The sequence below is a fragment of the uncultured Serinicoccus sp. genome (assembly GCF_947500995.1).
Taxonomy (GTDB): Bacteria; Actinomycetota; Actinomycetes; order Actinomycetales; family Dermatophilaceae; genus Ornithinicoccus.
On the sequence record NZ_CANMUA010000005.1, the window covers coordinates 110,543 to 133,029 of the forward strand.

Genomic DNA, 22,487 nt, shown 5'->3' on the forward strand with positions numbered 1-22,487 from the left:
CAGCATGGTCGCATGGCAGCGCAGCACCCACCCTTCCCCGACGTCGCCGGCCAGCGCGGGCTCGCGACCGTCGGGCAGCTGCGGGGTGCGGGGTGGACGCCGGCGCAGATCCGGCACCGACGCTCGACGGTATGGCGCACGCCCTACCCGCGCGTCGTGTGACCCCATCGTGGGCCGCTCAGCCACGACGCCCTCCTCACGGCCACGGCGCTGTGGGCCGGCGAGGACGCGGTGCTGACCGGGCTGGTGGCCCTCGGCGAGCACGGGCTCCGCACGCCGCCGCCACGGGTCGCGACGTTCCTCGTGCCGGCGACGGCCCGGGCGCGCGAGCACGACGGGGCCAGGGTCGTCCGGACCACCCGGCTCCCCGACCCCGCGCGGCGCGAGGGGCCGCTGGCCGTGGCACCCGCTGCGCGGGCGCTGGTGGACGCGGCGTGCCTGGAGCGAGTGACGCCGACGGAGCAGGAGGCGTTGGCCATCGCGATCCTGCAGCGTGGGCTCGCCACCCCGCAAGGGTTGGACCGCGAGCTGTGGCAACGCCCGGGGCCCCAGGTGCACCGCGTGCGCGCCGGGCTCGAGGCCTTCACCGGTGGCGCCTGGTCCCGCCCGGAGGCGGTGCTGCGCCGCCTGTGGGACCAGCGGCCGGACCTTCCCGTGCTGCTGACCAACTGTCGGCTCGTGCACGCGCGGACCGGCCGCTTCCTCGCCTGCCCGGACGGCTGGATGCCCACGATGGGAGCAGCCCTGCAGGTGCACTCGCGGCAGTACCACCAGGGGATCGACGACCGGGGCGGCGACCGGTGGGCCGCGACCGTCGAGAAGGACTCCGTCCTGGTGGCCGTCGGCGCGAGGGTGCTCGGCGTGACCCCGTGGACCTTGCACACCCGCCCCCAGAGCTTCCTCGCCAGGGTGGACGAGCTCATCGCGCTGGGCCCAGCGTCACCGATGCCGGACGTACGGGTGCTCGAGCGGCCCGGCTGAGCATGGTGGTGCAGGAACGGTGCTGCACACCGGTCGTCCTGGCGACCACTGTGCAGCACCATTTCTGCACCACCCCCGGTTCCGCGGTGAGCGACGAGGTGACCTCGCTCTGCACCTGAGCCGACGGCATACCGAAGGATGGAACCCTTGCGCGACACACGCTGCAGATCCTGCGGAAACGGGCTGTCAGCGGCCCGCGAACTCGCATTGACTTCGAGACCCGCCGCCTGTAGAACAGGACCCATGACGAGCCGCTCCCGCCGAATGCGCCGCTGCTGAGCCCACCCCTCGCAGCTGACGCGCCGCGGACGACCCCGGCCCCGTCCCTCCCGCTGCTGAGGCGGGCTCAGCAGAGTGACCACCACCCTGCCACCCCCCAGCGAGAGACGAGACCTCCGATGAGCACCTACCGCGACTTCGCCACCCGACAGATCCACGCCGGCCAGACCCCCGACTCGCAGACCGGCGCGCGCGCCCTGCCGATCTACCAGACCACCTCCTACGTCTTCGACGACGCCGACCAGGCGGCCGACCGGTTCGCGCTCGCCGAGCTCGGGCCGATCTACACCCGCATCACCAACCCCACCACCGAGACGGTCGAGAACCGCGTCGCCGACCTCGAGGGCGGCGTCGGTGCGCTGCTCGTCGCCTCCGGCTCCTCGGCGGTCACCCTGTCGATCCTCAACCTCGCCGGCGCGGGCGACCACGTGGTCTCCTCCCCGAGCCTCTACGGCGGCACCCAGAACCTCTTCGCCCACACCCTGCCCCGCCTGGGCATCGAGGTGACCTTCGTCGAGGACCCGAGCGACCCCGAGTCGTGGCGCGCCGCCGCCCGCCCGGAGACCAAGGCGTTCTTCGGCGAGACCATCGCCAACCCCAGCAGCGACGTGCTGGACCTGCGCGCGGTGGCCGACGTCGCGCACGAGGTGGGGGTGCCCCTCATCGTGGACAACACGGTCGCCACGCCCTACCTCTGCCGGCCGATCGAGCACGGTGCCGACGTGGTGGTGCACTCGGCGACGAAGTACCTCGGTGGCCACGGCACCTCCATCGCCGGCGTCATCGTCGACGCGGGCCGCTTCGACTACGGCCGGGGTGGACGGTTCCCCGGCTTCACCGAGCCCGACCCCTCCTACCAGGGTCTGGTGTATGCCGAGGCGCTCGGCGAGGGAGGCCTGCTCGGCGCCAACGTGTCCTACATCATCAAGGCGCGGGTGCAGCTCCTGCGCGACCTCGGGCCGGCGGTCTCCCCGTTCAACGCCTTCCTCATCGCCCAGGGACTGGAGACGCTGTCGCTGCGGGTCGAGCGGCACGTCGCCAACGCACAGCGGGTGGCGGAGCGGCTCGACGCGCACGACCAGGTGGACGCGGTCTCCTACGCCGGGCTGCCCGGCCACCCCTCGCACGAGCGGGTGCGGACCTACCTGCCCGGTGGCGCGGGCGCCGTGCTCGCCTTCGAGATCGAGGGTGGCGCCGCCGCCGGGCGCGCCTTCGTCTCGGCCCTGGAGCTGCACAGCCACGTCGCCAACATCGGCGACGTCCGCTCGCTGGTCATCCACCCCGCCAGCACCACGCACTCCCAGCTCACCCCGGAGGCGCAGCGGGCCGCGGGGGTCACCCCCGGGCTGGTGCGGCTCTCGGTCGGGATCGAGGGCATCGAGGACATCCTGGCCGACCTCGACCGGGGTTTCGCCGCCGCGGCCGCCGTGGCCCGCGGCACGGAGGCGGCCTGAGATGGCCGCCGTGCCCCTCGAGGAGCACCCGCCCCGCTCACGGCGGCGGACCCAGCCGGTCGGCCCGCTGGCGCTGGAGTCCGGGGAGATCCTCGAGGACGTCCGGGTCACCTACCAGACCTGGGGCCGCCTCGACCCCGACGGCGGCAACGCCGTCCTCGTGCTGCACGCGCTCACCGGCGACAGCCACGTCGTCGGGGAGCAGGGACCGGGGCAGCCCACGCCGGGCTGGTGGCCGGGCCTCATCGGTCCGGGCTGCCCCATCGACACCGACGAGTGGTTCGTCGTCGCGCCCTCCGTCCTGGGCGGCTGCGGCGGCACCACCGGGCCGTCCTCGGCCGCGCCGGACGGCCGGCCCTACGGCAGCTCCTTCCCCCGGGTCACCGTGCGCGACCAGGTGCACGCCGAGGCCCTGCTGGCCGACCGGCTCGGCGTCGACCGCTTCGCGCTCGTCGTCGGCGGGTCCGTGGGCGGGATGCGCTCGCTGGAGTGGGCGACCACCTTCCCGGACCGGGTGCGACGCTGCGTCGTCCTCGCCGCCAGCGCCGTGGCGAGCGCCGACCAGATCGCGTGGTCGGTGCCGCAGCTGCACGCCATCCGCCTCGACCCGGCCTTCCACGGTGGGGACTACTACCCCGGACCCGGACCCCGCGCCGGTCTGGAGATCGCCCGCCAGATCGCGCACACGACCTACCGCTCGGCGGCGGAGCTGGCGCTGCGCTTCGGCTGCGGGGCGCAGGACGGCGAGGACGCGCTGCGCGGCGGCCGGTATGCCGTGCAGTCCTATCTGGAGCACCACGGCAAGAAGTTGGTGCGCCGGTTCGACGCCAATGCCTACCTCGTCCTCACCGAGGCGATGAACAGCCACGACATCGGGCGCGGGCGCGGCGGCGTCGCAGCCGCCCTGCAGCGGATCACCGCGGAGCTCACCGTCGGCGTGGTGAGCAGCGACCGGCTCTTCACCCCGGCCGAGGGCGAGGTCGTCGCGTCCGCCCCTACCTGCCGGGAGCTGGCGGTCATCGACAGCCCCTACGGCCACGACGCCTTCCTCGTGGAGACCGAGCAGGTCTTCGGGATCATCGAGCGGGCGCTGAGAGGTGGAGAGCCGGCGGCTCCGACCGCGACCGCCACGCGGTCGGAGCTGCCGAGACTGGTCGGCACCGGCCTCTGGTGAGGGCGGGCCGCACCGGGCGCAGCACGACCACACGTCCGGTGCGGCACGATCGCGCGTCCGGTGCGGCACGACCACACGTCCGGTGCGGCACGACCACGCGTCCGGTGCGGCACGACCACGCGTCCGGTGCGGCACGATCGCGCGTCCGGTGCGGCACGACCACGCGTCCGGTGCGGGAGAGGGGTGGCAGAGGGGGTGGCAGAGGGGCGGGAGAGGTGACCGGTCGCAGGTCGAGGGAACCGACCGCGCGTCGTTGACGTCCACGTCATAGGATCGACGGTCACAGGGGAAAGGAGCCCGACATGCCCGACTGGCTACGCGACTCTCCGCAGTGGCTCTGGTGGATCGGCGCCGCCCTGGCGTTCGGCATCGTCGAGATGACCACCCTCGACCTGCTCTTCCTCATGCTGGCGCTCGGCGCCCTGGTGGCGGCCGTCGTGGCCGGGGCCACCGGGGTCGGGCTCATCTGGCAGGTGCTCATCTTCGCCGTGGCCTCCGGCCTCTTCGTCTTCGCGCTGCGTCCGGTGGCCCTGCGCCACCTGCGCCTCGAGGGCAAGGGCGGCAAGATCCTCATGGAGGGCAACATCGGCCAGACCGCCACCGTGCTCGAGCCGGTCTCCGACCGGGACGGCCTGGTCAAGCTGCGGGGAGAGAACTGGACCGCCCGGGCCGAGCTGGAGGGGCAGACCTTCGCCGCGGGTGACCTCGTCACCGTGGTCCGCATCGACGGGGCGACCGCGGTGGTCACGGCCGCCACCCCGGAGGACAAGCCGTTCGACCTCGAACCGCCGCGCGACTGACCGCGGCGCGGCACCGCATACCTCAGCAGAAGTCAACCAAGGAGAAGCTAGATGGACCCCATCAACGTCATCGTCTGGGCCGTCGTCCTCCTGCTCGCGCTCTTCGTCGTCGTGGCCGTGGCCAGGGCGATCCGGATCGTGCCGCAGGCGACGAGCGTCATCGTGGAGCGGCTCGGCAAGTACGACCGCACCCTGGACGCCGGCCTGCACTTCCTCGTGCCCTTCATCGACCGGCCCCGCTCGGTGGTCGACCTGCGTGAGCAGGTCGTGAGCTTCCCGCCGCAGCCGGTCATCACCAGCGACAACCTGGTGGTCTCCATCGACACCGTCATCTACTTCCAGCCCACGGACCCCAAGGCGGCGACCTACGAGATCGCCAACTACATCCAGGGCATCGAGCAGCTCACCGTCACCACGCTGCGCAACGTCATCGGCTCGCTCGACCTGGAGCAGACGCTGACCAGCCGCGACATGATCAACGGCCAGCTGCGTGGGGTGCTGGACGAGGCGACCGGGCGCTGGGGCATCCGGGTCAACCGGGTGGAGCTCAAGGCCATCGACCCGCCCGCCAGCGTGCAGGACTCGATGGAGAAGCAGATGCGCGCCGAGCGCGACCGTCGCGCGGCCATCCTCAACGCCGAGGGCGTCAAGGGCAGCCAGATCCTCACCGCCGAGGGCGAGAAGCAGGCGCAGATCCTGCGCGCCGAGGGCGCGGCCCAGTCCGCGATCCTGGAGTCCCAGGGTGAGGCCCGCGCGATCCTGCAGGTCTTCGACGCCATCCACAAGGGCAACCCGGACAGCAAGCTGCTGGCCTACCAGTACCTCCAGATGCTGCCCGAGATCGCCAAGGGCGACTCCAACCAGATGTGGGTCGTGCCCACCGAGCTCACCGCCGCGCTCGCCGGGATCGGCAACGCGCTCGGCGGTGGCAAGGGACCGGACTCCGCCGGCCTGGACGCGCCCTCCAGCGGGATCAGCTCCGAGGTCGGTGACATCGACCTCGGGGTGGACGCACCGATGCTGGAGGACCCGCGCGAGGCACTGCGCCGGGCCCGTGAGGAGGCCGAGGGCGCGACCCGCGACGCGGAGATCTCCACCCGCAAGCGGTCCAAGCAGGACGCCGACGCCGCCATCGCCGAGGCGGCGGAGAAGGCCCGTCAGGCCGCCAAGCCGCACGCGGGCGAGGAGCAGGACGACGCCTCGCAGGCCGAGCTCGGCACCCTGGAGCAGCCGGAGCAGGTCGCTCCCGACCTGGGCCAGCAGGTCGGTCAGGGCCAGTCCGACACGAGCGAGGACCCCGAGGCACAGCCCCGGAGGCGCGAGGAGGGCTGAGCACGCAGCACCGACCACGCCTGAGCCGCCCCGGGCGGCCCGACGTGGACGAGCGGGGCACGACACCTGGTGTCGTGCCCCGCTCGTAGTCTGTCCCCCATGTGGATCCGCGACGTGCGCCCCTGGGGTGGCCCGGCCAGTGACGTCCGGCTCGAGGGCGAGGTGGTCGCCGAGGTCCGCCCGCGGCGGACCGGCGAGGCCGCACCGCAGACCGGCGCCGGTCCCGGTGACGGTCCCGACGGGGCCCCGGCCGACGGGGAGCTCGACGGTCGCGGTCGGCTGCTCCTCCCCGCCTTCAGCGACGTCCACGTGCACCTGGACTCCACCCGGCTGGGCCTGCCGTTCCGGCCGCACACCGGTGGCCCCGGGGTGTGGACGATGATGCTCAACGACCGGGCGCACTGGCGGGACGCCGAGGTCGGCGTCGTCGAGCGGGCGGCGCACACGCTGGGCCTCATGGTCGCCCGCGGAGCCACCCGGGTGAGGTCGTTCGCGCAGGTCGACGTGGACTGCGGGCTGGAGCGCCTGGAGGCGGTCCTCGCCGCTCGCGAGACCCACCGCGACCGGGCCGAGGTGCAGGTCATCGCCTTCCCGCAGGCCGGGCTGCTGCGCGAGGAGGGCTCGGCCCGGGTGCTCGAGGACGCCCTGCGCGCCGGCGCCGACGTCGTGGGCGGCATCGACCCGTGCAGCCTGGACCGTGACCCGGTCCGGCACCTCGACCTCGTCTTCGACCTCGCGCAGCGGTATGCCGTGCCCGTGGACATCCACCTGCACGAGCCCGGCGACCTCGGCCGGTTCTCCGCCGACCTGGTCTGCGAGCGCACCGAGGCCCTGGGGATGCAGGGGGACGTGCTCATCTCGCACGGCTACGGCCTGTGGGACGGCACCGAGTCGCAGACGCAGGGCCTCGTCGAGCGCCTGGCCGGACTGGACATCGCCACGGCCACGGTCGCGCCGGGCGGTCGGCAGACGCTGCCGCTGACCCAGCTCGCCGAGGCCGGCGTCCGGGTCGGGCTCGGCGAGGACGGCCAGCGGGACTACTGGTCGCCCTACGGCAACGGCGACATACTCGACCGCACCTGGCAGCTCGCCTTCACCCACGGGTTCCGGGCCGACGAGCTCGTCGAGCACGCGCTGGCCGTGGCCACCCGCGGCGGCGCGAGCATCATGGACCGCGACCTGCCTCGGCTGGCGGGCACCGCCGACCGACCCGGCCTGGCCCCGGGCGACCGGGCCGACCTGGTGCTCGTCGCCGGCGAGACCCCCACCTCGGCGGTGATGGACCGGCCGGACGACCGCACCGTCCTGCACCGCGGCCGGGTCGTCGCCGACGGCCTCACCCTGACCTGACCCTCGCCCGCCCGAGCGCTCACCGCCGGCGCAGGACCACCGACTCCCAGCCCGGCAGCGTCCCCCCGTCCAGCACGCCGGCTGCCGCCTCCGCGGAGGTGGCGAGCACCACCTCGGCCCCGCCCCACCCCTGCAGCAGCTCGGGCGGGACGACGAGGGGGTCCCGGGTGAAGGAGGCGAGGGTGAGCATCGAGACGCCGTCGAGCCCGCGCTCGAAGGCCCACAGGTCGGGGTGGTCCATCGCCAGCGGTCGCACCGTCCCTCGGGCGACCACCTCCTCGTCGTGGCGCAGGGCGACGAGCGCGCGGTGGTGCTCCAGCACCGACCCGGGGACCCCGGTCTGGGCGGCTGCGTTGATCTCCGTGTGGTTGGGGTTGATCCCGATCCACGGCTGGCCGCGGGTGAAGCCCGCGCCGGGCGCGTCGGTCCACTGGACGGGCGTGCGGGCGTTGTCGCGCCCCACCGCGCGGATGCCCTCCAGCAGGTCCTCGACCGGCCTGCCCGCCGCCTCCTGCTCGGCGACGTGGTTGAGCGCCTCGATGTCGCGCAGCTCGGCCAGCGACGCGAAGGGGAGGTTCGTCATACCCAGCTCCTCCCCCTGGTAGATGAACGGCGTGCCGCGCAGCGTGTGCAGCACCGTCGCCAGGGTCTTGGCGGAGCGCTCGCGCCACGCCGGGTCGTCGTCGCCGAAGCGGCTGACCGCCCGCGGCTGGTCGTGGTTGTCCCAGTAGAGCGAGTTCCAGCCGGTGTCCGCGAGGGCGGTCTGCCAGCCCATGAGGCTGGCGCGCAGCAGCGGCATGGTGATGGGCAGCCGGTCGAACTTGCCGCCCGGGCCGATCCCCAGGTCGACGTGCTCGAACTGGAAGACCATGTCCACCTCCCCCCGGTCGGCGTCGGTGTAGAGGCGTGCCTCCTGCGCGGTGACGCCCGGCATCTCGCCCACGGTGAGGAAGGCCCGGGGGTGGTCGGCGAAGACGCGCTCGCGCATCTGGGCCAGGAACTCGTGCACCCGGGGGCCGTCGGCGACCAGCGCGAAGGCGTCCCCGTCGGGCAGGTCCAGCGGCTTGGAGATGAGGTTGATGACGTCCATGCGGAAGCCGTCGACCCCGCGCTCGAGCCACCAGCGCATCATCGCGTAGACGGCCTCCCGGACCTCCGGGTTCTCCCAGTTGAGGTCGGGCTGCTTGCGGCTGAAGAGGTGCAGGTAGTACTCCCCGCTGGCCGCGTCCCACTCCCAGGCGGGGCCGGAGAAGAAGGAACGCCAGTCGGTGGGCTCGGCGCCGGGCTCCCCGCCGGTATGCCCGGCCCGCGCCGGACGCCACCAGTACCAGTCCCGCCGCTGCGCCTCCGGGGAGGCACGGCTCTCCTCGAACCAGGGGTGCTCGTCGCTGGTGTGGTTGACCACGAGGTCCATGACGAGGCGGATGCCGCGCGCGTGCAGCTGGGCGATGAGCTCGTCGAGGTCGGCGAGTTTGCCGAAGGTGGGGTCGAGGTCCTGGTAGTCGCTGATGTCGTAGCCGTTGTCGTCCTGCGGGCTGCGGTAGACCGGGCTGAGCCAGACCACGTCGACCCCGAGGTGCTCGAGGTGGTCCAGCCGGCCCAGGATGCCCGGCAGGTCACCGATGCCGTCACCGTCGCTGTCGGCGAAGCTGCGGGGATAGATCTGGTAGACGACGGCGGAGGCCCACCAGTCGCGCGGCAGGGGCTGGTCGAGCGGGAGCGGCATGACGCCACTCTAGGGGTGGGGGTCTCAGTCCTCGTCGAGCTGGGCCAGGACCATCCGGGCGATCCGCTCCGGCGGGTTGGCGACGTCGAACACCGCCCCGCGCTCGTCGGCCTCGAGCGGCTCCAGGGTGTCCAGCTGGGACTCCAGCAGGGACGGCGGCATGAAGTGGTCGCGGGCGCTCATGCGGTCCAGGAGCAGGCCCTTGTCACCGGAGAGGTGGACGAACCACGTGCCCGCGCCGCCCTCGGTGAGGACCTCGCGGTAGGACCGGCGCAGGGCCGAGCAGGTGAGCAGCGTGGGGGTGCCGGCGGCGTCCCGCTCGGCCGTCCACGCCGCGAGCGCCTTGAGCCACGGCCAGCGGTCCTCGTCCATGAGCGGCCGCCCGCTGGTCATCTTGTCCACGTTGGCCTGCGGGTGGAAGTCGTCGCCCTCGGCGAACTCCCACCCCAGCCGCTCGTGCAGGGCCAGACCGATGGTCGACTTCCCGGTGCCCGAGACGCCCATGATGACGAGGTGGAGGGGCCGTCCGGCGGGGTCGGGCGTGGGGCTCATGGCACGACCACCCACAGCCCGGCGGCCAGGACGAAGATCGCGAGGCCGAGGGTGGTCTCCATCACCGTCCAGGTCCGCAGCGTCGTCTTGACGTCCATCCCGAAGAAGCGGCTGACCAGCCAGAAGCCGGAGTCGTTGACGTGCGAGAGCACCGTGGCACCGGCCGCGATCGCGAGCACCAGGCAGGCGATCTTCAGGTCGGAGAGCCCCTCCGCGGTGACGGCGGCGGAGATGAGCCCCGCGGTCGTGGTCAGCGCGACCGTCGCCGAGCCCTGGGCCACGCGCAGGAGGGTGGCGATGAGGAAGGCCGACACGATGAGGGGCAGGCCCAGGTCGGCCAGGCTCTCCGAGAGGGCCGCGCCGATGCCGGAGTAGCGCAGCACCCCGCCGAACATCCCGCCGGCGCCGGTGATGAGGATGATCGCGCAGATGGGGCCGAGCGCGTCGTTGAGGAGCGTCTCGACGGTCGCGAGCGAACGCCCCCGGGTGCCGAGCACGTAGGTCGTCACGAGCAGCGTGATGAGCAGCGCCACCGGCGTCTGCCCGATGAAGACGAGCGCGTCGAGGGCGACGCTCTCGCCCAGCACCTCGGCCGAGCGCAGCGTCGCGATCCCGGTGTTGAGCGCGATGAGGACGAACGGCAGCAGCAGCAGGGCGAGCACGAGCCCGAACGAGGGCGGGGTGACCTCCTCCTCGCCGCGGGCGATCCGCTCGGCGCGCGCGTCGTCGTCGCCGTCGTCGAGGTCCGACGGCTCGCCCGAGACGGTGCCGCGGAGCATCGAGTCGTTGATGGGGACCATGATCTTGCCGGCGTAGGCCGTGGTGAAGAGGTAGACGCCGACGTACCACGAGACGAACGCGACGGGGATGCCGATGAGCATGCTCAGGCCGATGGAGCCGCCGAGCTCGGTGGCGGCGGTCACCGGGCCGGGGTGCGGAGGCACGATCGCGTGCATGGCCGCGAACGCCCCCGCGGCGGGGAGGGCGTAGAGCAGCACCGAGCCGCCGAAGCGCCGCGCCACCGAGAAGATGATGGGCAGGAAGACCACGAGCCCGGCGTCGAAGAAGATCGGTATGCCGAAGAGCAGGGCCGCGACGCCCAGCGCGAGGGGTGCCCGCTTCTCGCCGAAACCGCCGATGAGGGTGTCGGCGAGCACCTGGGCCCCGCCGGTGACCTCCAGCAGCCGGCCGATCATGGCGCCGAGCCCGACGAGCAGCGCGACGGCTCCCAGGGTGCTGCCGAAGAAGCTGGTCGCGACCCCGGCCAGCTCCCCGAACGGGATGCCCGCGGCGAGACCGGTGAGGAAGCTGACGGTGATGAGCGCCACGAAGGCGTGCATCCGCAGCTTGATGATGAGGAAGAGCAGGACCGCGACGGCGACGGCCGCGATGGTGAGGAGCGTGCCCGCTCCGTAGACAGGATCCATCGGTTCCATGGGCATCTCCCCGGGGTCGACATCGGTGGCGTCGGCCCACCGTAGCCGCGCCCCCGGCGCGGGGCGCGCAGGAACGCCGCGCGCGTGCGTCGGGGCCCGGTCAGGCCAGGTCGACCCATCCCTCCCCGGCCGTGCCGGGCACCGGCTCGGCCGCTCCACCGGTGAGCTCGGCCAGCAGGTCGGGCACGGCGTCGGCCCGGTCGACCGGCACCTGCAGCCGCAGCGTCACCTGCGGACCGTAGCGGGTGTCGGCGATGTGCACACCGCGGGCCCGCAGGTCGTGCTCCAGTCGCCCGGCCATCGCGTGCCCCACCCGCACGTCCACCTCGCGGACCCGGGTCCGGGTGAGCAGCCGAGCCTCGTCGAGGGCGAGCCGGACGGCACCCGAGTAGGCACGCACCAGCCCGCCGGTGCCGAGCCTGGTCCCGCCGAACCAGCGGGAGACGACGGCGACCACGTCCGTCACCCCCGCATGGGTGAGCGTCTCCAGCATCGGCATACCGGCCGTGCCTGCCGGCTCGCCGTCGTCGCTGCTGCGCACCGTGGCGCCGTCCGGGCCGAGGACGAAGGCCGAGCAGTGGTGCCCGGCGTCCCAGAGGGTGGAGCGGGCCTCCTCGACCACGGCGCGCGCCGCGGCCTCGTCGTCGACCCGGCGCAGCCAGCACTCGAAGACCGAGCGCCGCTCCTCGGTGCGCACGACGACGGGCGCGGCGAGGGTGCGGCAGGTCGTCGGCTCCACCCGGGCAGGGTATGTCGTCCAGGTGCGCCACCTAGACTCGACGTCATGTCATCGACGCGCCGTTCCACCGCCCTGCTCGCGGCCCTGGCCCTGGTCGCCCTGCCGCTGCCCGCCCAGGCCCACGACGAGCTCACCGGCAGCGACCCCGAGGACGGCGCGACGGTCGAGGCCGGAGAGCTGGACGAGGTGACCATGACCTTCAGCGGGCAGATCGCCGAGGTGGGTGCCGCCGTCACCGTGACCGACCCGGACGGCGGGTCCGCGCTGGAGGGCGAGCCCGAGGTCGAGGGGACCGAGGTGACCCAGGACCTGGTGGACGACCTCGCGGACGGTGACTACGCCGTCGCGTGGCGGGTGACCAGCGAGGACGGGCACCCCATCTCCGGTGAGTTCGGGTTCACCGTGACCGGCGGCGAGGAGGTCACCGAGGAGGCCTCCCCGGCCCCCACCCCCTCCGAGGAACCCACCGAGGAGACCTCCCAGGAGGCGCAGCCCGAGGAGTCCTCGACCGAGCCGGAGGCGGAGGAGACGACGCCGGAGCAGGAGCAGGCGACCGACTCCGAGGAGTCGGCGACCGCGGACTCCTCGACCGCCGAGGCCTCCTCCGGGCTGCCGGTGTGGGCGTGGGTGCTCCTCGCCGCGGGTGGTGTGGCCGTGCTCGCCCTCATGGCCGCCACCTGGGCGCGCGGACGCCGCTGAGCCGCCCGAGCCGATGCGGGCGCCGTGCCGGTCCTGATGTACCGTAGGGCCCACGGAATACACATCCCCGGGCCGGCTCCGCACCTGAGCGATCAGCCAGCGATGCCGCCCCGGCAGACTCGACACAAGGGGGTCACGCCATGGGGCGCGGCCGGGCCAAGGCAAAGCAGATCAAGGTCGCACGGAAGCTGAAGTACTCGGCTCCGGACACCGACCTCTCGGCACTCGAGCGGGAGCTGCACTCCTCGCGCGGCGAGTTCGACTACTCCCCGCCGTCGGACGAGCAGGACGACGACGAGCCCGAGGACGATGACGACCCCTACGCGGAGGACGACGAGGACGGCGAGTACGGATCCTGGGCGGCCGGCGGAGAGCGGTGACCACCCGCCCGCGTCCGCAGCCGCTCCCTGAGGTCGGTGGCGGGCGACGGGCGAGCGGATGAGCACCCGCAGCCGGCACGAGGCCCGCTGGACCGATGCGCGGGCGACGGCCAGCGGTCGTCTCCCTCGCAACCAGTGGTGGGTCCTCCCCCTGCTGCTGGTCGGGATCGCGGTGGTCATGTTCGTCGCCTGGCGCATCTACAACGGTGTCGACACCGTGACCTACGAGGTGCGCCAGTGCCAGGAACCGCTCACCGAGGACGCCTCCTGGAGTGAGGTGCAGGCAGCGGCGTGCGACCCCGTCGACGCGTCCGCCCTGCCCTCGGTGGTGCTCATGCGCGGTGTGGAGCCCGTCGAGCCGGACCGGAGCGAGGGTGCGGTCCTCGCCTGGGAGGGCTGGGCGGTCAACTCCCCCGAGCACAGCGTGCAGGTCCGCCTCGAGGACCCCGCGCAGAGCATCGTCATCGCCGAGCCGACCACCGAGCAGCTGCGCACCGAGCTCACCCCGGACGCCGCGGACCTCCGGTGGGGCGGCTTCATCGGTGGGCGCGGGCCCACGGAGTACTGGGTCCTCATCACCCCCGCCGCACCGGACGCGCCGTAGGGCAGCACCGGACGCGCGGGCGGGCTCCACCGGACGCGCCGTAGGGCAGCACCGGACGCGCGGGCGGGCTCCACCGGACGCGCGCCGGGACCGCGCTCAGCGTCGGTAGTCCCCCACGACCCGGACGGCTCCGCCGTCGACGCCCTTGGCTCCCTGCACGACGTCCGGACCGACGGCGTCCTCCCCCGCCACCTCGACGGTCCCCACGGGCCACGTCGGTATGCCGTTCTGCTCCAGGAGCGCGACCGCCCGGTCGGCCTCCGTGGGAGCCACCACGGCCACGAACCCCACCCCCATGTTGAGCGTCTGCTCCAGGTCGGCCAGCGGCACCCGCCCCAGCTCCTGCACCAGCGCGAAGATCGGCGGCAGCTGCCACGCCCGTTCCACGGTCGCCAGCATCCCCGGCGGCAGCACCCGCGCCAGGTTGGCCGCCAGCCCGCCACCGGTCACGTGGGACAGGACGTGCAGGTCCGGCCCCAGCGCCCGGACCAGCTCGAGCAGCGGCCGGGTGTAGATGCGGGTCGGCTCCAGGCACTCCTCCCCCAGGGTCCGCCCGAGCTCGGGGACGTCCCGCTCCCAGGCCCACCCTGCGGCGGCGACGACGCGGCGCACGAGGGAGTAGCCGTTGCTGTGCAGGCCCGAGCTCGCCAGCGCCAGCACGACGTCGCCCTCGGCGACCCGCTGCGGACCCAGCACCGCGTCGTGCTCGACGACACCCGTCGCGGCGCCCGCGACGTCATACTCGTGCGGACCGAGCAGGCCGGGGTGCTCCGCCGTCTCACCGCCCACCAGGGCGACGCCCGCCAGCTCGCAGCCGCGGGCGATGCCCGAGACGATCGCGGCGATCCGCTCGGGCACCACCGTGCCGCAGGCGATGTAGTCGGTCATGAACAGCGGCTCGGCCCCGCTCACGACGATGTCGTCGACGACCATGCCGACGAGGTCCTGGCCGATGGTGTCGTGGACGTCCATCGCCTGGGCGATCGCGACCTTGGTGCCGACCCCGTCGGTCGAGGTCGCCAGGACGGGACGCCGCATACCCCGCAGCGCGGACGCGTCGAACATCCCCGCGAAGCCTCCGAGCCCACCGAGGACCTCCGGGCGCTGCGCCCGCCGGACCGACTCCTTCATCAGCTCGACGGCGCGGTCGCCGGCGTGCACGTCGACGCCCGCGCTGGCATAGGTGATCGGCTGGTCGCTCATCGCGGGTTCCCTCGGGCGTGGCGGCGGGTGGGCACCCCCAGGGTATGCCGAACCGGGCGTCGTCGACGCCGCGCCCGTCCCCGACGTCGTCCCTCCTGAGGTGATCCTGGTCAGGCGAACCTCGGGGACGACCCGGCTCAGCCGTGCGCGTGCCGGAAGCCGGCGCGCTCCGCGGTCTCCCCGTCCACGAAGCACTCGTGCGCCTCGGCGTCGTAGCCCTCCTCGTCCGGCAGGACGAAGGTCATGGTGTCGTGCCAGGCCTTGACCGGGTGGCCCTCGGGCGCGGACCCGTCGGCGCGGGGCACCGCCGAGCCCCAGCCGTGACCCCCGTCGCGGATGTCCTCCTCCGGGCTGCCGTCGCCCGCGCCACCCTCGGTCGCGCCAGACCCGTCCGCGCCACTCTCGGTCGTGCCAGACCCGTCCGCGCCACCCTCTCCCGTGGTCGCCGAACCCGTCGCGGCGAGCATGCTCCGGTCGGTCTCGAGCTCCTGGGGGCCGTCCTCGTCGGCGGTCCAGTCGCCGGGCTGACGGAACTCCTCGCCGGCGTCCACGTCGTGCTCGGCCGGGTCGTGCTCCCGGGCGAACTCCTCCTGCCTCCGCCGGGCCTCCTCCTCGGACTCCTGCCGGGGGTCACCCTCGTCGGTCTCGTCGGCGGACTCGTCCTCGGTCGTCCCCTCCGGCCCAGCGGGGTCGGGGCCGTCGGCGTCGTCGGGCTCGGCCGCGGCCCGGTCCACGTCGGCCGTGGTCCGCTCGCCGTCGGGCTCGGCCGCGTCCCGGTCCTCGTCGGTCTCAGGCATGGTCTGGTCGTCGTGCTCGCTCATGGCGCCTCCACATCCCGGGTCGCCGACCCGTCGTCACGGACGCTAGACCCGCTCGCCCCGCCCCGCGCGGTGAAGTGCTCCTCCCGTCCCTGGCGCAGCCTGTGCACGCTCATGCAGCCTGTGCGGAGGTTCTACCGTGTGCCCAGCCTGCACAAGGGTGCACAGGTATGCCTGGGGCTGGTGTGGCGTGCACAGGGTCCGGCCTCGTGCCAGGTCGAGCTCGTGACAGGGAGGCCAGGGCTGCGCGGGTCAGGGGCGGCGGACGGCGTCCGAGCCGCCGGCGGCGGCCGAGACGCTCACGTTGTCCATGTCGCGCGCTCCCGCGGGGGCGTGGTCCCTGTCGCGGACGTCACGGGCGCGGTCGACGTCGAGGGTGCCGACGTCGGTGGGGTCCGCCCCCTGGGTGTCGACCGGGAACTGCAGCTCCAGGACGTCCTTGCCGAGCTGGTCCTCACGGGGCAGCTCGATCGGGTAGTCCCCCGTGAAGCAGGCGGTGCACAACGAGGACCGGGGCTGCTCGGTCGCCGTCACCATGCCCTCGGTGGAGATGTAGCCCAGGGAGTCCGCGCGCAGCGAGGCGCAGATGTCGGCCGTCTCCAGCCCGGTCGCGATGAGCTCGGCGCGGGTGGCGAAGTCGATGCCGTAGAAGCAGGGCCAGCGCACCGGCGGCGAGGAGATCCGCACGTGCACCTCGGCGGCCCCGGCCTCACGCAGCATGCGCACGAGCGCCCGCTGGGTGTTGCCGCGCACGATGGAGTCGTCCACCACGACGAGCCGCTTGCCCTTGATGACGTCCCGGAGGGGGTTGAGCTTGAGCCGGATCCCGAGCTGCCGGATGGTCTGGCTGGGGGCGATGAAGGTCCGGCCCACGTAGGCGTTCTTGACCAGCCCCTGGCCGTAGGGGATGCCCGACTCCTGCGCGTAGCCGATGGCGGCCGGCGTCCCCGACTCCGGGGTCGGCATCACCATGTCGGCCTCGACCGGGTGCTCGCGCGCCAGCTGGCGCCCCATCTCGACGCGGGAGTCGTAGACCTCCCGCCCGGCGATCGTGGTGTCCGGCCGCGCGAGGTAGACCCACTCGAAGACGCAGCGTCGGGGCGCCGCCTCGGCGAACCGGCGCGAGCGCAGACCGTTGTGGTCGATCGCGATGAGCTCTCCTGGCTCGACCTCCCGCACGACCGAGGCCCCGACGATGTCCAGACCTGCGGTCTCGGAGGCGACCACCCACCCGCGCTCCAGCCGGCCCAGCACCAGGGGACGGACCGCCTGGGGGTCGCGGGCGGCATACAGGGTGCCCTCGTCGCAGAAGACCAGGGAGAAGGCGCCGCGCAGCTGCGGCAGCACCCGCATGGCCGCCTCCTCCAGCGACAGGTCCGGGTCGGCGGTCAGCATCCCGGTGACGATCGCGGTGTCCGTGGTGTTGCCGCGCCCGACCTCGCCGGTCGAGCGCGCCAGGTCCCCGCCGAGCATCTCGCGCAGCACGTCGCGCAGCTCGGAGGTGTTGATGAGGTTGCCGTTGTGGGCCAGCGCCACGGTCCCCTCGGCGGTGCCCCCGAGCGTCGGCTGGGCGTTCTGCCAGGAGTTGCGACCGGTCGTGGAGTAGCGGCAGTGCCCGACCGCCAGGTGGCCCTGGAGGGAGGCCAGCGCCGACTCGTCGAAGACCTGGCTGACGAGACCGACGTCCTTGTAGACCACCAGCCGCTGCCCGTCGCTGGTCGCGATCCCGGCCGCCTCCTGCCCGCGGTGCTGCAGGGCGTAGAGGCCGTAGTAGGTGAGCTTGGCGACCTCCTCACCGGGCGCCCACACCCCGAAGACGCCGCAGGCGTCCTGGGGCAGACGCTCCTCGGGCAGGAGGTCGTGCGAGAGCCGTCCGTCAGCGCGAGCCACGGCCCCATGGTCCCACAGTCCACGGGCCGGGCGCACCGCCCGCCGGGCCCGGGCGCGGGGTCAGGAGCCCAGCCGCGGGCGGTCGGCGACGAGGTAGGCCAGCGCCCCGACGGCGAACCCCGCACCGCCACCGATGAGGATGAAGAGCAGGTACTCCTCCAGGCCGTTGACGTAGGGCACGTCCCGGCCGAGGGCCGCCACGAGCACGGCGATGACCGCCCCGACGACCGCGCCGGTCGCCAGGAAGCGCACGAGGTCGGGCCGACGCTGCTCCACGGGCGCGGGTCAGTCGCGCGCGGCGCGACGGTCGAGGGCGAGGTAGACGATCGCGGCGGCGAGCCCGACGAAGACGGCACCGGTGGCGCCCAGCAGGACGACCTCCTGGCCGGCGCTGCTGCCGGGGGCGTCCGGCCCGAGCAGGGAGATCACGGCGCCGACGACGAAGCCGACGAGCGCGCCGACGACGAGGAAGCGGCTCAGCCGGGGCCGGCGCCGCACCGGCAGCCGGGTGGGTTCGTCCGTGGGGTCCGAAGGGTCCGAGGGTGGCACCTCACCAGTATCCGTCAGGACGCGGACCGGCGCGGCAACCGGGTGGCTGCCGCGCCGGGGACCCGTCACGGGGGACGAGGGAGGGATCACTCCTGCCCGATGTTGCCCTCGGTCCGCCCACCGGTGGACCGCTGCGTCGGGTCGGCCAGGCCGCCGACCAGGCCGAGCAGCTGCGTCTCGACCGTGTCGTGCACCGCCAGCTCACCGCCGACGATGGTGATGAGCGGGAACGAGAAGCCGGTCACGAGCCGCTCCACCTCGTCCAGGACCCCGGCCGGCACCGCGTCGGGGCGGGTCAGCGCGACCCCGGCCCCGGTCCGCGCGGCGACGGGCACCGCGGTCAGGCTGTCGGGGAAGTCCTGCCCCGTCGCGACCAGCACCTTGCCCTCGGCCGGGAACTGCTCCAGCACCGACTCGGCCGTGTCGTAGCGGTCCGGCCCGCTGTAGCGCGTCCACGGCATACCGAGGGAGACGTCGTCGAGCACGTCGTCGGAGAGCACCGTCGTGCCGCCGGCGGCGTAGACGTCGTCGAAGGTCAGCGCGGCCACGGCGCTCGCGGTCTCCGGGGGCACCTCGGCGTGCTTGGTGAGGACCAGCGGGGCCTGGTGGCGGGCCGCCAGGGCACTGAGCACGAGGGCGTCCGGGAAGTCCTGCCCCGAGGCGACGAAGAGCTCGGCCGAGCTGTCCTGGACCACGCGCTGCGCGATCTCGCCGGCCGTCCCGTAGCGGTCGGGCCCGGACACGCGCTCGACGTGGGCCCCCGGGAGGGCCGCCTGCACGTCGGTGAGGACCTGACCGCTCACCGCCGCGGGGCCGCCGACGACGTAGACGTCGTCGGGCATGAGGCGCAGCAGCTCGTCGAGACTGGCCGCGGACAGACCGCCGGGGCTGGTGAGCAGCAGCGGGGCCCCCAGCTGCGCGGCCCACGGGGCCGCCGCGAGGGCGTCCGGGTAGGTGCGCGAGGTCGCGATGACCACCGTGTCGGCCATGACGAACTTCTGCTCCGACAGCATGGCGGCGGTCTCGATCCGGGTCGGCCCGCCGATCCGCTCGACGTCGAAGGTGCACGGCCCGTCGACGTCGTCGGGGTAGAACGGGTCGACCATCTCGAGGGTGCCGACGACGTCACCGTCGGCGTCGACGTCGCTGATGACGATGCCGACACCGGGCGCCCCGGTGCCGTAGAGCCCGACGAAGGACAGGAACGCGTTGAGCTCCCGTGTCGTGCCCACCTCGACCTCGAGGATGCGGCTGTCCTTGAGGGTGCCGTCGTCCCAGACGTCGAACCGGACGCGGTCGAAGCCGCCGATGTCGTCGGTGGTGCCGGTGATGTCGGCCTGGATGGCGTACTCGTTGCGGCTGCAGTCGTCGTTGACGAACTGCACGCCGCTGATCTCGTGGTCGCCGAGGGTGGCGGCGAGGGCCGGGACGGCACCGGCGAGCGCCGTGGCGCCGAGCGCGAGCAGCGTCCCTGTCGCGAACCCGGCCCTGCGCCGGGTCCTGGTGGTGGTGGTCATGCGGATCTCCTTCGGGCGCCGGCCGTCACGGGCCGGTGACGCCGGGAGGCCCCTCGCCTCCGCCGGGGCGTCAGGGCTCAGAGCACCCCCACCCCGCCGGGATACATCGGCGGTATGCGGCGCCGCCCCCGGTCAGGACCGGGAGGCCGCGAGCGCCTCCAGGACGCGCACGTCGGCGCGATAGGGCTCGTCCGCGCGCGGCCAGTGCACCACGACGTCGGTGAACCCGGCCTCGGCAGCGAGGCCGATCCGGTCCTGGACCTCCTCGAGGCTGCCCAGCGCCGGCGACCCGGCGTCGAGCGACAGGTAGCGGTCCAGCGGCCGGGCCCGACCCGCCTCGCCCTCCAGCGCGTCCACCCGGGCGCCGAGCTCGCGCACACCGCGCCACCAGTCGTCCAGCCCGTCCTCGGCCGCACCGGGAGGTCCGGTGGTGAGCCAGCCGGCGCCGTGCGCCACCGCCAGCCGCATGGCGCGCGGCCCGTTGGCGGCGACCACGAAGGGGACCCGGGGCTGCTGGACGCAGCGCGGGCGGGCACCCGCCCCGGCCACCGTGAAGAACTCGCCCTCGACCTCGACGTCGTCCTCGGTCAGCAAGCGGTCCAGCAGGGGCACGAACTCCTCGAACCGCGCGGTCCGCTCGCCGCGGGTGTGCCGGTCCCCCAGCAGCCGGCTGTCCAGGTCCCCGCCCGTCCCCAGCCCGAGCAGGACGCGCCCCGCACTGAGGTCGTCCAGCGTGGTGACGTCCTTGGCCAGGAGCGCCGGGTGCCGGAAGTTCGGGGAGGCGACGAAGGTGCCGAGCCGGACCCGGTCCGTGACGACGGCGGCCGCCGCGAGGGTGGCGACCGTGGAGTGCCACGGCGCCTGCGGCAGCCCGGCCCAGACGAGGTGGTCGTAGGTCCAGGCGTGCTCGAACCCCCACTCCTCCACCTGCCGCCACAGCGGCTCGGCCTCCCGCCAGGGGTGCTCGGGCAGGATGCAGACGCCGATCCTCATGGGCAGGACGCTAGCGCCTGGGGGCCGCGGCTCAGGCGACGGGCTCGGGGTCCGGGGCCAGCTCGTGCGCGTCCACCAGGGCCTGCGGGACGCCGACGGCGACCATGGCGGTGGCCAGGAGCATCACCACGGGGACGCCGAGCAGCACCACCGGGATGCCGAAGAGCGCCGCGACCTGTCCCCCGACGAGGGCGCCCAGCGGCATGGCGCCGAAGACCAGCACCCGGGAGGCGCCACCGACCCGGCCCAGCTGGTCCCCGGCGACCAGGCGGGGCCGGATGGACCCGGAGACGACGTTGCCGATCACCCCCAGCGGGCCGGCCGCCAGGAGGAACAGCGCGAGCCCCCACACCGAGGGCCAGAGGAGGAGAGCCAGGTTGAAGACGGCGTTGAGGCCCCAGCACACGACGAGGACGGGCATCTCGGAGAAGCGCTCGATGACCCGGCTCGCCACCAGGCTCCCCAGCAGGGCGCCGACCGGGAGCACCACCATCGCGAGGGAGAACAGCTGCGGCGACAGGCCCCCCTCCGACTCCGGACCGACGAGCCACAGGATGAGGACCGCGCTGAGGGCGGTCGAGGCGAAGTTCCACAGCCCGGCCGCGATCGCCAGAGGACGCAGCACCGGGTGGGTCCACAGGGTGCGCATCCCGGAGGTCAGCGCGGACCACCGCGAGCCCACGCTCTCGACCTCCGGGACCACCGGGGCATACCTGCCGCGCAGCCCGAGGGCGAGCACGAGGACGGCGCCCACCACCACCAGGGCGGAGGAGCCCACGAGCCACGCCGCGCCGAGCGCGACCAGCACACCGGCCAGCGGCGGGCCGACGAAGCCGTTGCACACCTGCTCCACCGCGAGGAGGCGGGAGTTCGCCCGGCGCAGCGGGCCGGCCGTGCGCCCGACCAGGGCCGGGACCTGCGCGGCCGCGGCGAGGTCGGCGAAGACCTCGGTGATGCCGTAGCCCAGCGCCAGGGCGACCAGCACCCAGATGGTCAGCCGGTCGGACAGCGCGAGGACCCCGGCCCCGCCCAGGAGGGCGCCCCGGGCACCGAGGGCGACCAGCATCGTGCGGCGCCGGTCCCACCGGTCGACGAGGACGCCGGCGGGGATGCCGCAGACGAGCCAGGGCAGCCACACGGCGGCCGTCAGCACCCCCATGAGCAGCGGTGACGGGTCAGGGTCACGGCCAGCAGGGGGACCCCGATCTGGACGACCCCGTCGGCGAGGTTCGCCAGCCCGACGGCACCGAGGTGCGCGCCGAAGGGGCGCCCCAGGGGCGTGGTGGCCGGGCGGGGCTGGGTCCCCGCCGACCTGGTGGTGGATGCCGTCATGGCCGGTCCCCTATCCTGAGTGCAGAAGATGTTGTGCAAACTAACCTCTGCAAAGGTATCTCTGGACTATGCCGACGCGCAAACCCTCCCCCCACGTGGCCCCCGCCCTCGACGCCGCGACCCTCAAGGCGTTCGCCCACCCGCTGCGGCTACGGATGTACGACTACCTCAAGGACCACGGCGCGGCCACCGCCTCGATGCTGGCCCGGGCCATGGGGGAGAACACCGGGCAGACCAGCTACCACCTGCGGCAGCTGGAGCGGCACGGGCTCGTCGAGGAGGACACCGCGCGGGGGTCGGCGCGCGAGCGGTGGTGGACCAGCGTCGGCTTCTCCTTCGGCCTCGAGGCGGTCGCCCAGGACAGCGCCGCCCGCACCGCCGCCCAGACGGTCATGCTGCACCAGATGGAGATGCGCAACGCCCGGGTCCAGGAGTGGATCGCCCGGATGGAGTCCGAGGACGAGGCGTGGCCCGGCATCGCCACCTCCAACGAGGCCACGGCCATGCTGACCTTCGAGGAGGCGGACGCCCTCGGCGACGCCATCGCCGCCACGATGACGGAGCACCTGGAGCGGGCGAAGGCCGCGCGCGCCGAGCACGGCGAGGAGGGCGCCCGGCGGGTCAAGCTCTACCAGCTGCTGTTCCCGCTGCCGCCGGAGGAGCCCCCCGGGGCCTGAGC

At 73.8% G+C, this 22,487-nt stretch carries 24 protein-coding genes; 11 read left to right on the forward strand and 13 right to left on the reverse strand.

Translation table 11 applies throughout. The features are described 5' to 3' along the window. Positions 1–12: 12 nt before the first annotated feature. The 7 genes from Q0967_RS09095 (at position 13) to Q0967_RS09125 (ending at position 7,370) form a co-directional block, all read left to right on the forward strand. The gene (locus Q0967_RS09095) at positions 13–162 is read left to right on the forward strand and encodes a hypothetical protein (protein WP_298752329.1); all 150 of its coding nucleotides are present in this window, start codon (positions 13–15) and stop codon (positions 160–162) included. A 69-nt stretch (positions 163–231) separates the two neighbouring features. Next, a complete protein-coding gene (locus tag Q0967_RS09100; RefSeq protein WP_298752326.1) occupies positions 232–981 on the forward strand; it encodes a hypothetical protein in 750 nt (249 codons plus the stop codon). A 398-nt stretch (positions 982–1,379) separates the two neighbouring features. Continuing rightward, on the forward strand, positions 1,380–2,714 hold the full coding sequence (locus Q0967_RS09105) for a bifunctional o-acetylhomoserine/o-acetylserine sulfhydrylase (protein WP_298752324.1): 1,335 nt from the start codon (positions 1,380–1,382) through the stop codon (positions 2,712–2,714). Between the two features lies 1 nt (position 2,715). After that, the gene (locus Q0967_RS09110) at positions 2,716–3,888 is read left to right on the forward strand and encodes a homoserine O-acetyltransferase (protein ID WP_298752322.1); all 1,173 of its coding nucleotides are present in this window, start codon (positions 2,716–2,718) and stop codon (positions 3,886–3,888) included. A 302-nt stretch (positions 3,889–4,190) separates the two neighbouring features. After that, the gene (locus Q0967_RS09115) at positions 4,191–4,688 is read left to right on the forward strand and encodes an NfeD family protein (protein ID WP_298752320.1); all 498 of its coding nucleotides are present in this window, start codon (positions 4,191–4,193) and stop codon (positions 4,686–4,688) included. A 51-nt stretch (positions 4,689–4,739) separates the two neighbouring features. Next, positions 4,740–6,020 carry an SPFH domain-containing protein gene (locus Q0967_RS09120; protein ID WP_298752318.1) on the forward strand — a complete coding sequence of 427 codons (1,281 nt, stop codon included), beginning with the start codon at positions 4,740–4,742 and terminating at the stop codon, positions 6,018–6,020. Positions 6,021–6,119: 99 nt separating this feature from the next. Beyond that, positions 6,120–7,370, forward strand: coding sequence for an amidohydrolase family protein (locus Q0967_RS09125; RefSeq protein WP_298752316.1), 1,251 nt, complete (start codon positions 6,120–6,122; stop codon positions 7,368–7,370). A 19-nt stretch (positions 7,371–7,389) separates the two neighbouring features. Here Q0967_RS09125 and Q0967_RS09130 read toward each other — a convergent pair whose 3' ends face one another. The 4 genes from Q0967_RS09130 to Q0967_RS09145 all read right to left on the reverse strand — a co-directional run bounded on the left by Q0967_RS09130 (position 7,390) and on the right by Q0967_RS09145 (position 11,823). Beyond that, on the reverse strand, positions 7,390–9,096 hold the full coding sequence (locus Q0967_RS09130; RefSeq protein WP_298752314.1) for an alpha-glucosidase: 1,707 nt from the start codon (positions 9,094–9,096) through the stop codon (positions 7,390–7,392). 24 nt (positions 9,097–9,120) lie between these two features. Then, positions 9,121–9,648, reverse strand: coding sequence for a gluconokinase (locus Q0967_RS09135; RefSeq protein ID WP_298752313.1), 528 nt, complete (start codon positions 9,646–9,648; stop codon positions 9,121–9,123). Next, positions 9,645–11,084 carry a GntP family permease gene (locus tag Q0967_RS09140; RefSeq protein WP_298752311.1) on the reverse strand — a complete coding sequence of 480 codons (1,440 nt, stop codon included), beginning with the start codon at positions 11,082–11,084 and terminating at the stop codon, positions 9,645–9,647. Before Q0967_RS09140 ends, Q0967_RS09135 begins: the two co-directional genes overlap by 4 nt. Positions 11,085–11,184: 100 nt before the next feature. Continuing rightward, positions 11,185–11,823 carry a YigZ family protein gene (locus Q0967_RS09145; RefSeq protein ID WP_298752307.1) on the reverse strand — a complete coding sequence of 213 codons (639 nt, stop codon included), beginning with the start codon at positions 11,821–11,823 and terminating at the stop codon, positions 11,185–11,187. A gap of 45 nt (positions 11,824–11,868) precedes the next feature. On the opposite strand from Q0967_RS09145, the gene Q0967_RS09150 reads away from it, so the two are divergent. From Q0967_RS09150 to Q0967_RS09160, 3 genes are all read left to right on the forward strand, one after another. Then, positions 11,869–12,522 carry a copper resistance protein CopC gene (locus tag Q0967_RS09150; RefSeq protein ID WP_298752305.1) on the forward strand — a complete coding sequence of 218 codons (654 nt, stop codon included), beginning with the start codon at positions 11,869–11,871 and terminating at the stop codon, positions 12,520–12,522. Positions 12,523–12,662: 140 nt separating this feature from the next. Next, positions 12,663–12,902 (forward strand): DUF3073 domain-containing protein, encoded by a 240-nt coding sequence (locus Q0967_RS09155; RefSeq protein ID WP_298752303.1) that lies wholly within the window; start codon positions 12,663–12,665, stop codon positions 12,900–12,902. Positions 12,903–12,960: 58 nt separating this feature from the next. Further along, on the forward strand, positions 12,961–13,506 hold the full coding sequence (locus Q0967_RS09160) for a hypothetical protein (protein ID WP_298752301.1): 546 nt from the start codon (positions 12,961–12,963) through the stop codon (positions 13,504–13,506). A gap of 96 nt (positions 13,507–13,602) precedes the next feature. On the opposite strand, the gene purM is transcribed toward Q0967_RS09160, so the two are convergent. The 9 genes from purM to Q0967_RS09205 form a co-directional block, all read right to left on the reverse strand. Beyond that, the gene (gene purM, locus Q0967_RS09165; RefSeq protein ID WP_298752299.1) at positions 13,603–14,709 is read right to left on the reverse strand and encodes a phosphoribosylformylglycinamidine cyclo-ligase; all 1,107 of its coding nucleotides are present in this window, start codon (positions 14,707–14,709) and stop codon (positions 13,603–13,605) included. Between the two features lie 137 nt (positions 14,710–14,846). After that, positions 14,847–15,530: a hypothetical protein gene (locus Q0967_RS09170; protein WP_298752297.1), complete on the reverse strand. Its 684-nt coding sequence runs from the start codon at positions 15,528–15,530 to the stop codon at positions 14,847–14,849. 249 nt (positions 15,531–15,779) lie between these two features. Continuing rightward, complete coding sequence (purF, locus tag Q0967_RS09175; protein WP_298752295.1) at positions 15,780–17,417, reverse strand: amidophosphoribosyltransferase; 1,638 nt, start codon at positions 17,415–17,417, stop codon at positions 15,780–15,782. A 60-nt stretch (positions 17,418–17,477) separates the two neighbouring features. Next, the gene (locus Q0967_RS09180) at positions 17,478–17,693 is read right to left on the reverse strand and encodes a hypothetical protein (RefSeq protein ID WP_298752293.1); all 216 of its coding nucleotides are present in this window, start codon (positions 17,691–17,693) and stop codon (positions 17,478–17,480) included. A gap of 9 nt (positions 17,694–17,702) precedes the next feature. Further along, positions 17,703–17,966, reverse strand: coding sequence for a hypothetical protein (locus Q0967_RS09185; RefSeq protein ID WP_298752291.1), 264 nt, complete (start codon positions 17,964–17,966; stop codon positions 17,703–17,705). A gap of 86 nt (positions 17,967–18,052) precedes the next feature. Then, a complete protein-coding gene (locus tag Q0967_RS09190) occupies positions 18,053–19,483 on the reverse strand; it encodes a cell wall-binding repeat-containing protein (protein ID WP_298752289.1) in 1,431 nt (476 codons plus the stop codon). 132 nt (positions 19,484–19,615) lie between these two features. Next, entirely contained in the window at positions 19,616–20,476 is an 861-nt protein-coding gene (locus Q0967_RS09195) for an LLM class flavin-dependent oxidoreductase (RefSeq protein WP_298752287.1), read from the reverse strand. A 31-nt stretch (positions 20,477–20,507) separates the two neighbouring features. Continuing rightward, the gene (locus Q0967_RS09200; protein ID WP_298752285.1) at positions 20,508–21,629 is read right to left on the reverse strand and encodes an MFS transporter; all 1,122 of its coding nucleotides are present in this window, start codon (positions 21,627–21,629) and stop codon (positions 20,508–20,510) included. Then, positions 21,623–21,808: a hypothetical protein gene (locus Q0967_RS09205; protein ID WP_298752283.1), complete on the reverse strand. Its 186-nt coding sequence runs from the start codon at positions 21,806–21,808 to the stop codon at positions 21,623–21,625. The genes Q0967_RS09200 and Q0967_RS09205 overlap by 7 nt, the downstream gene beginning before the upstream one ends. Positions 21,809–21,903: 95 nt before the next feature. Between Q0967_RS09205 and Q0967_RS09210 the strand changes: the two genes are divergently transcribed. Then, entirely contained in the window at positions 21,904–22,485 is a 582-nt protein-coding gene (locus Q0967_RS09210) for a helix-turn-helix domain-containing protein (RefSeq protein ID WP_298752281.1), read from the forward strand. The last annotated feature ends 2 nt before the right edge of the window (positions 22,486–22,487 follow it).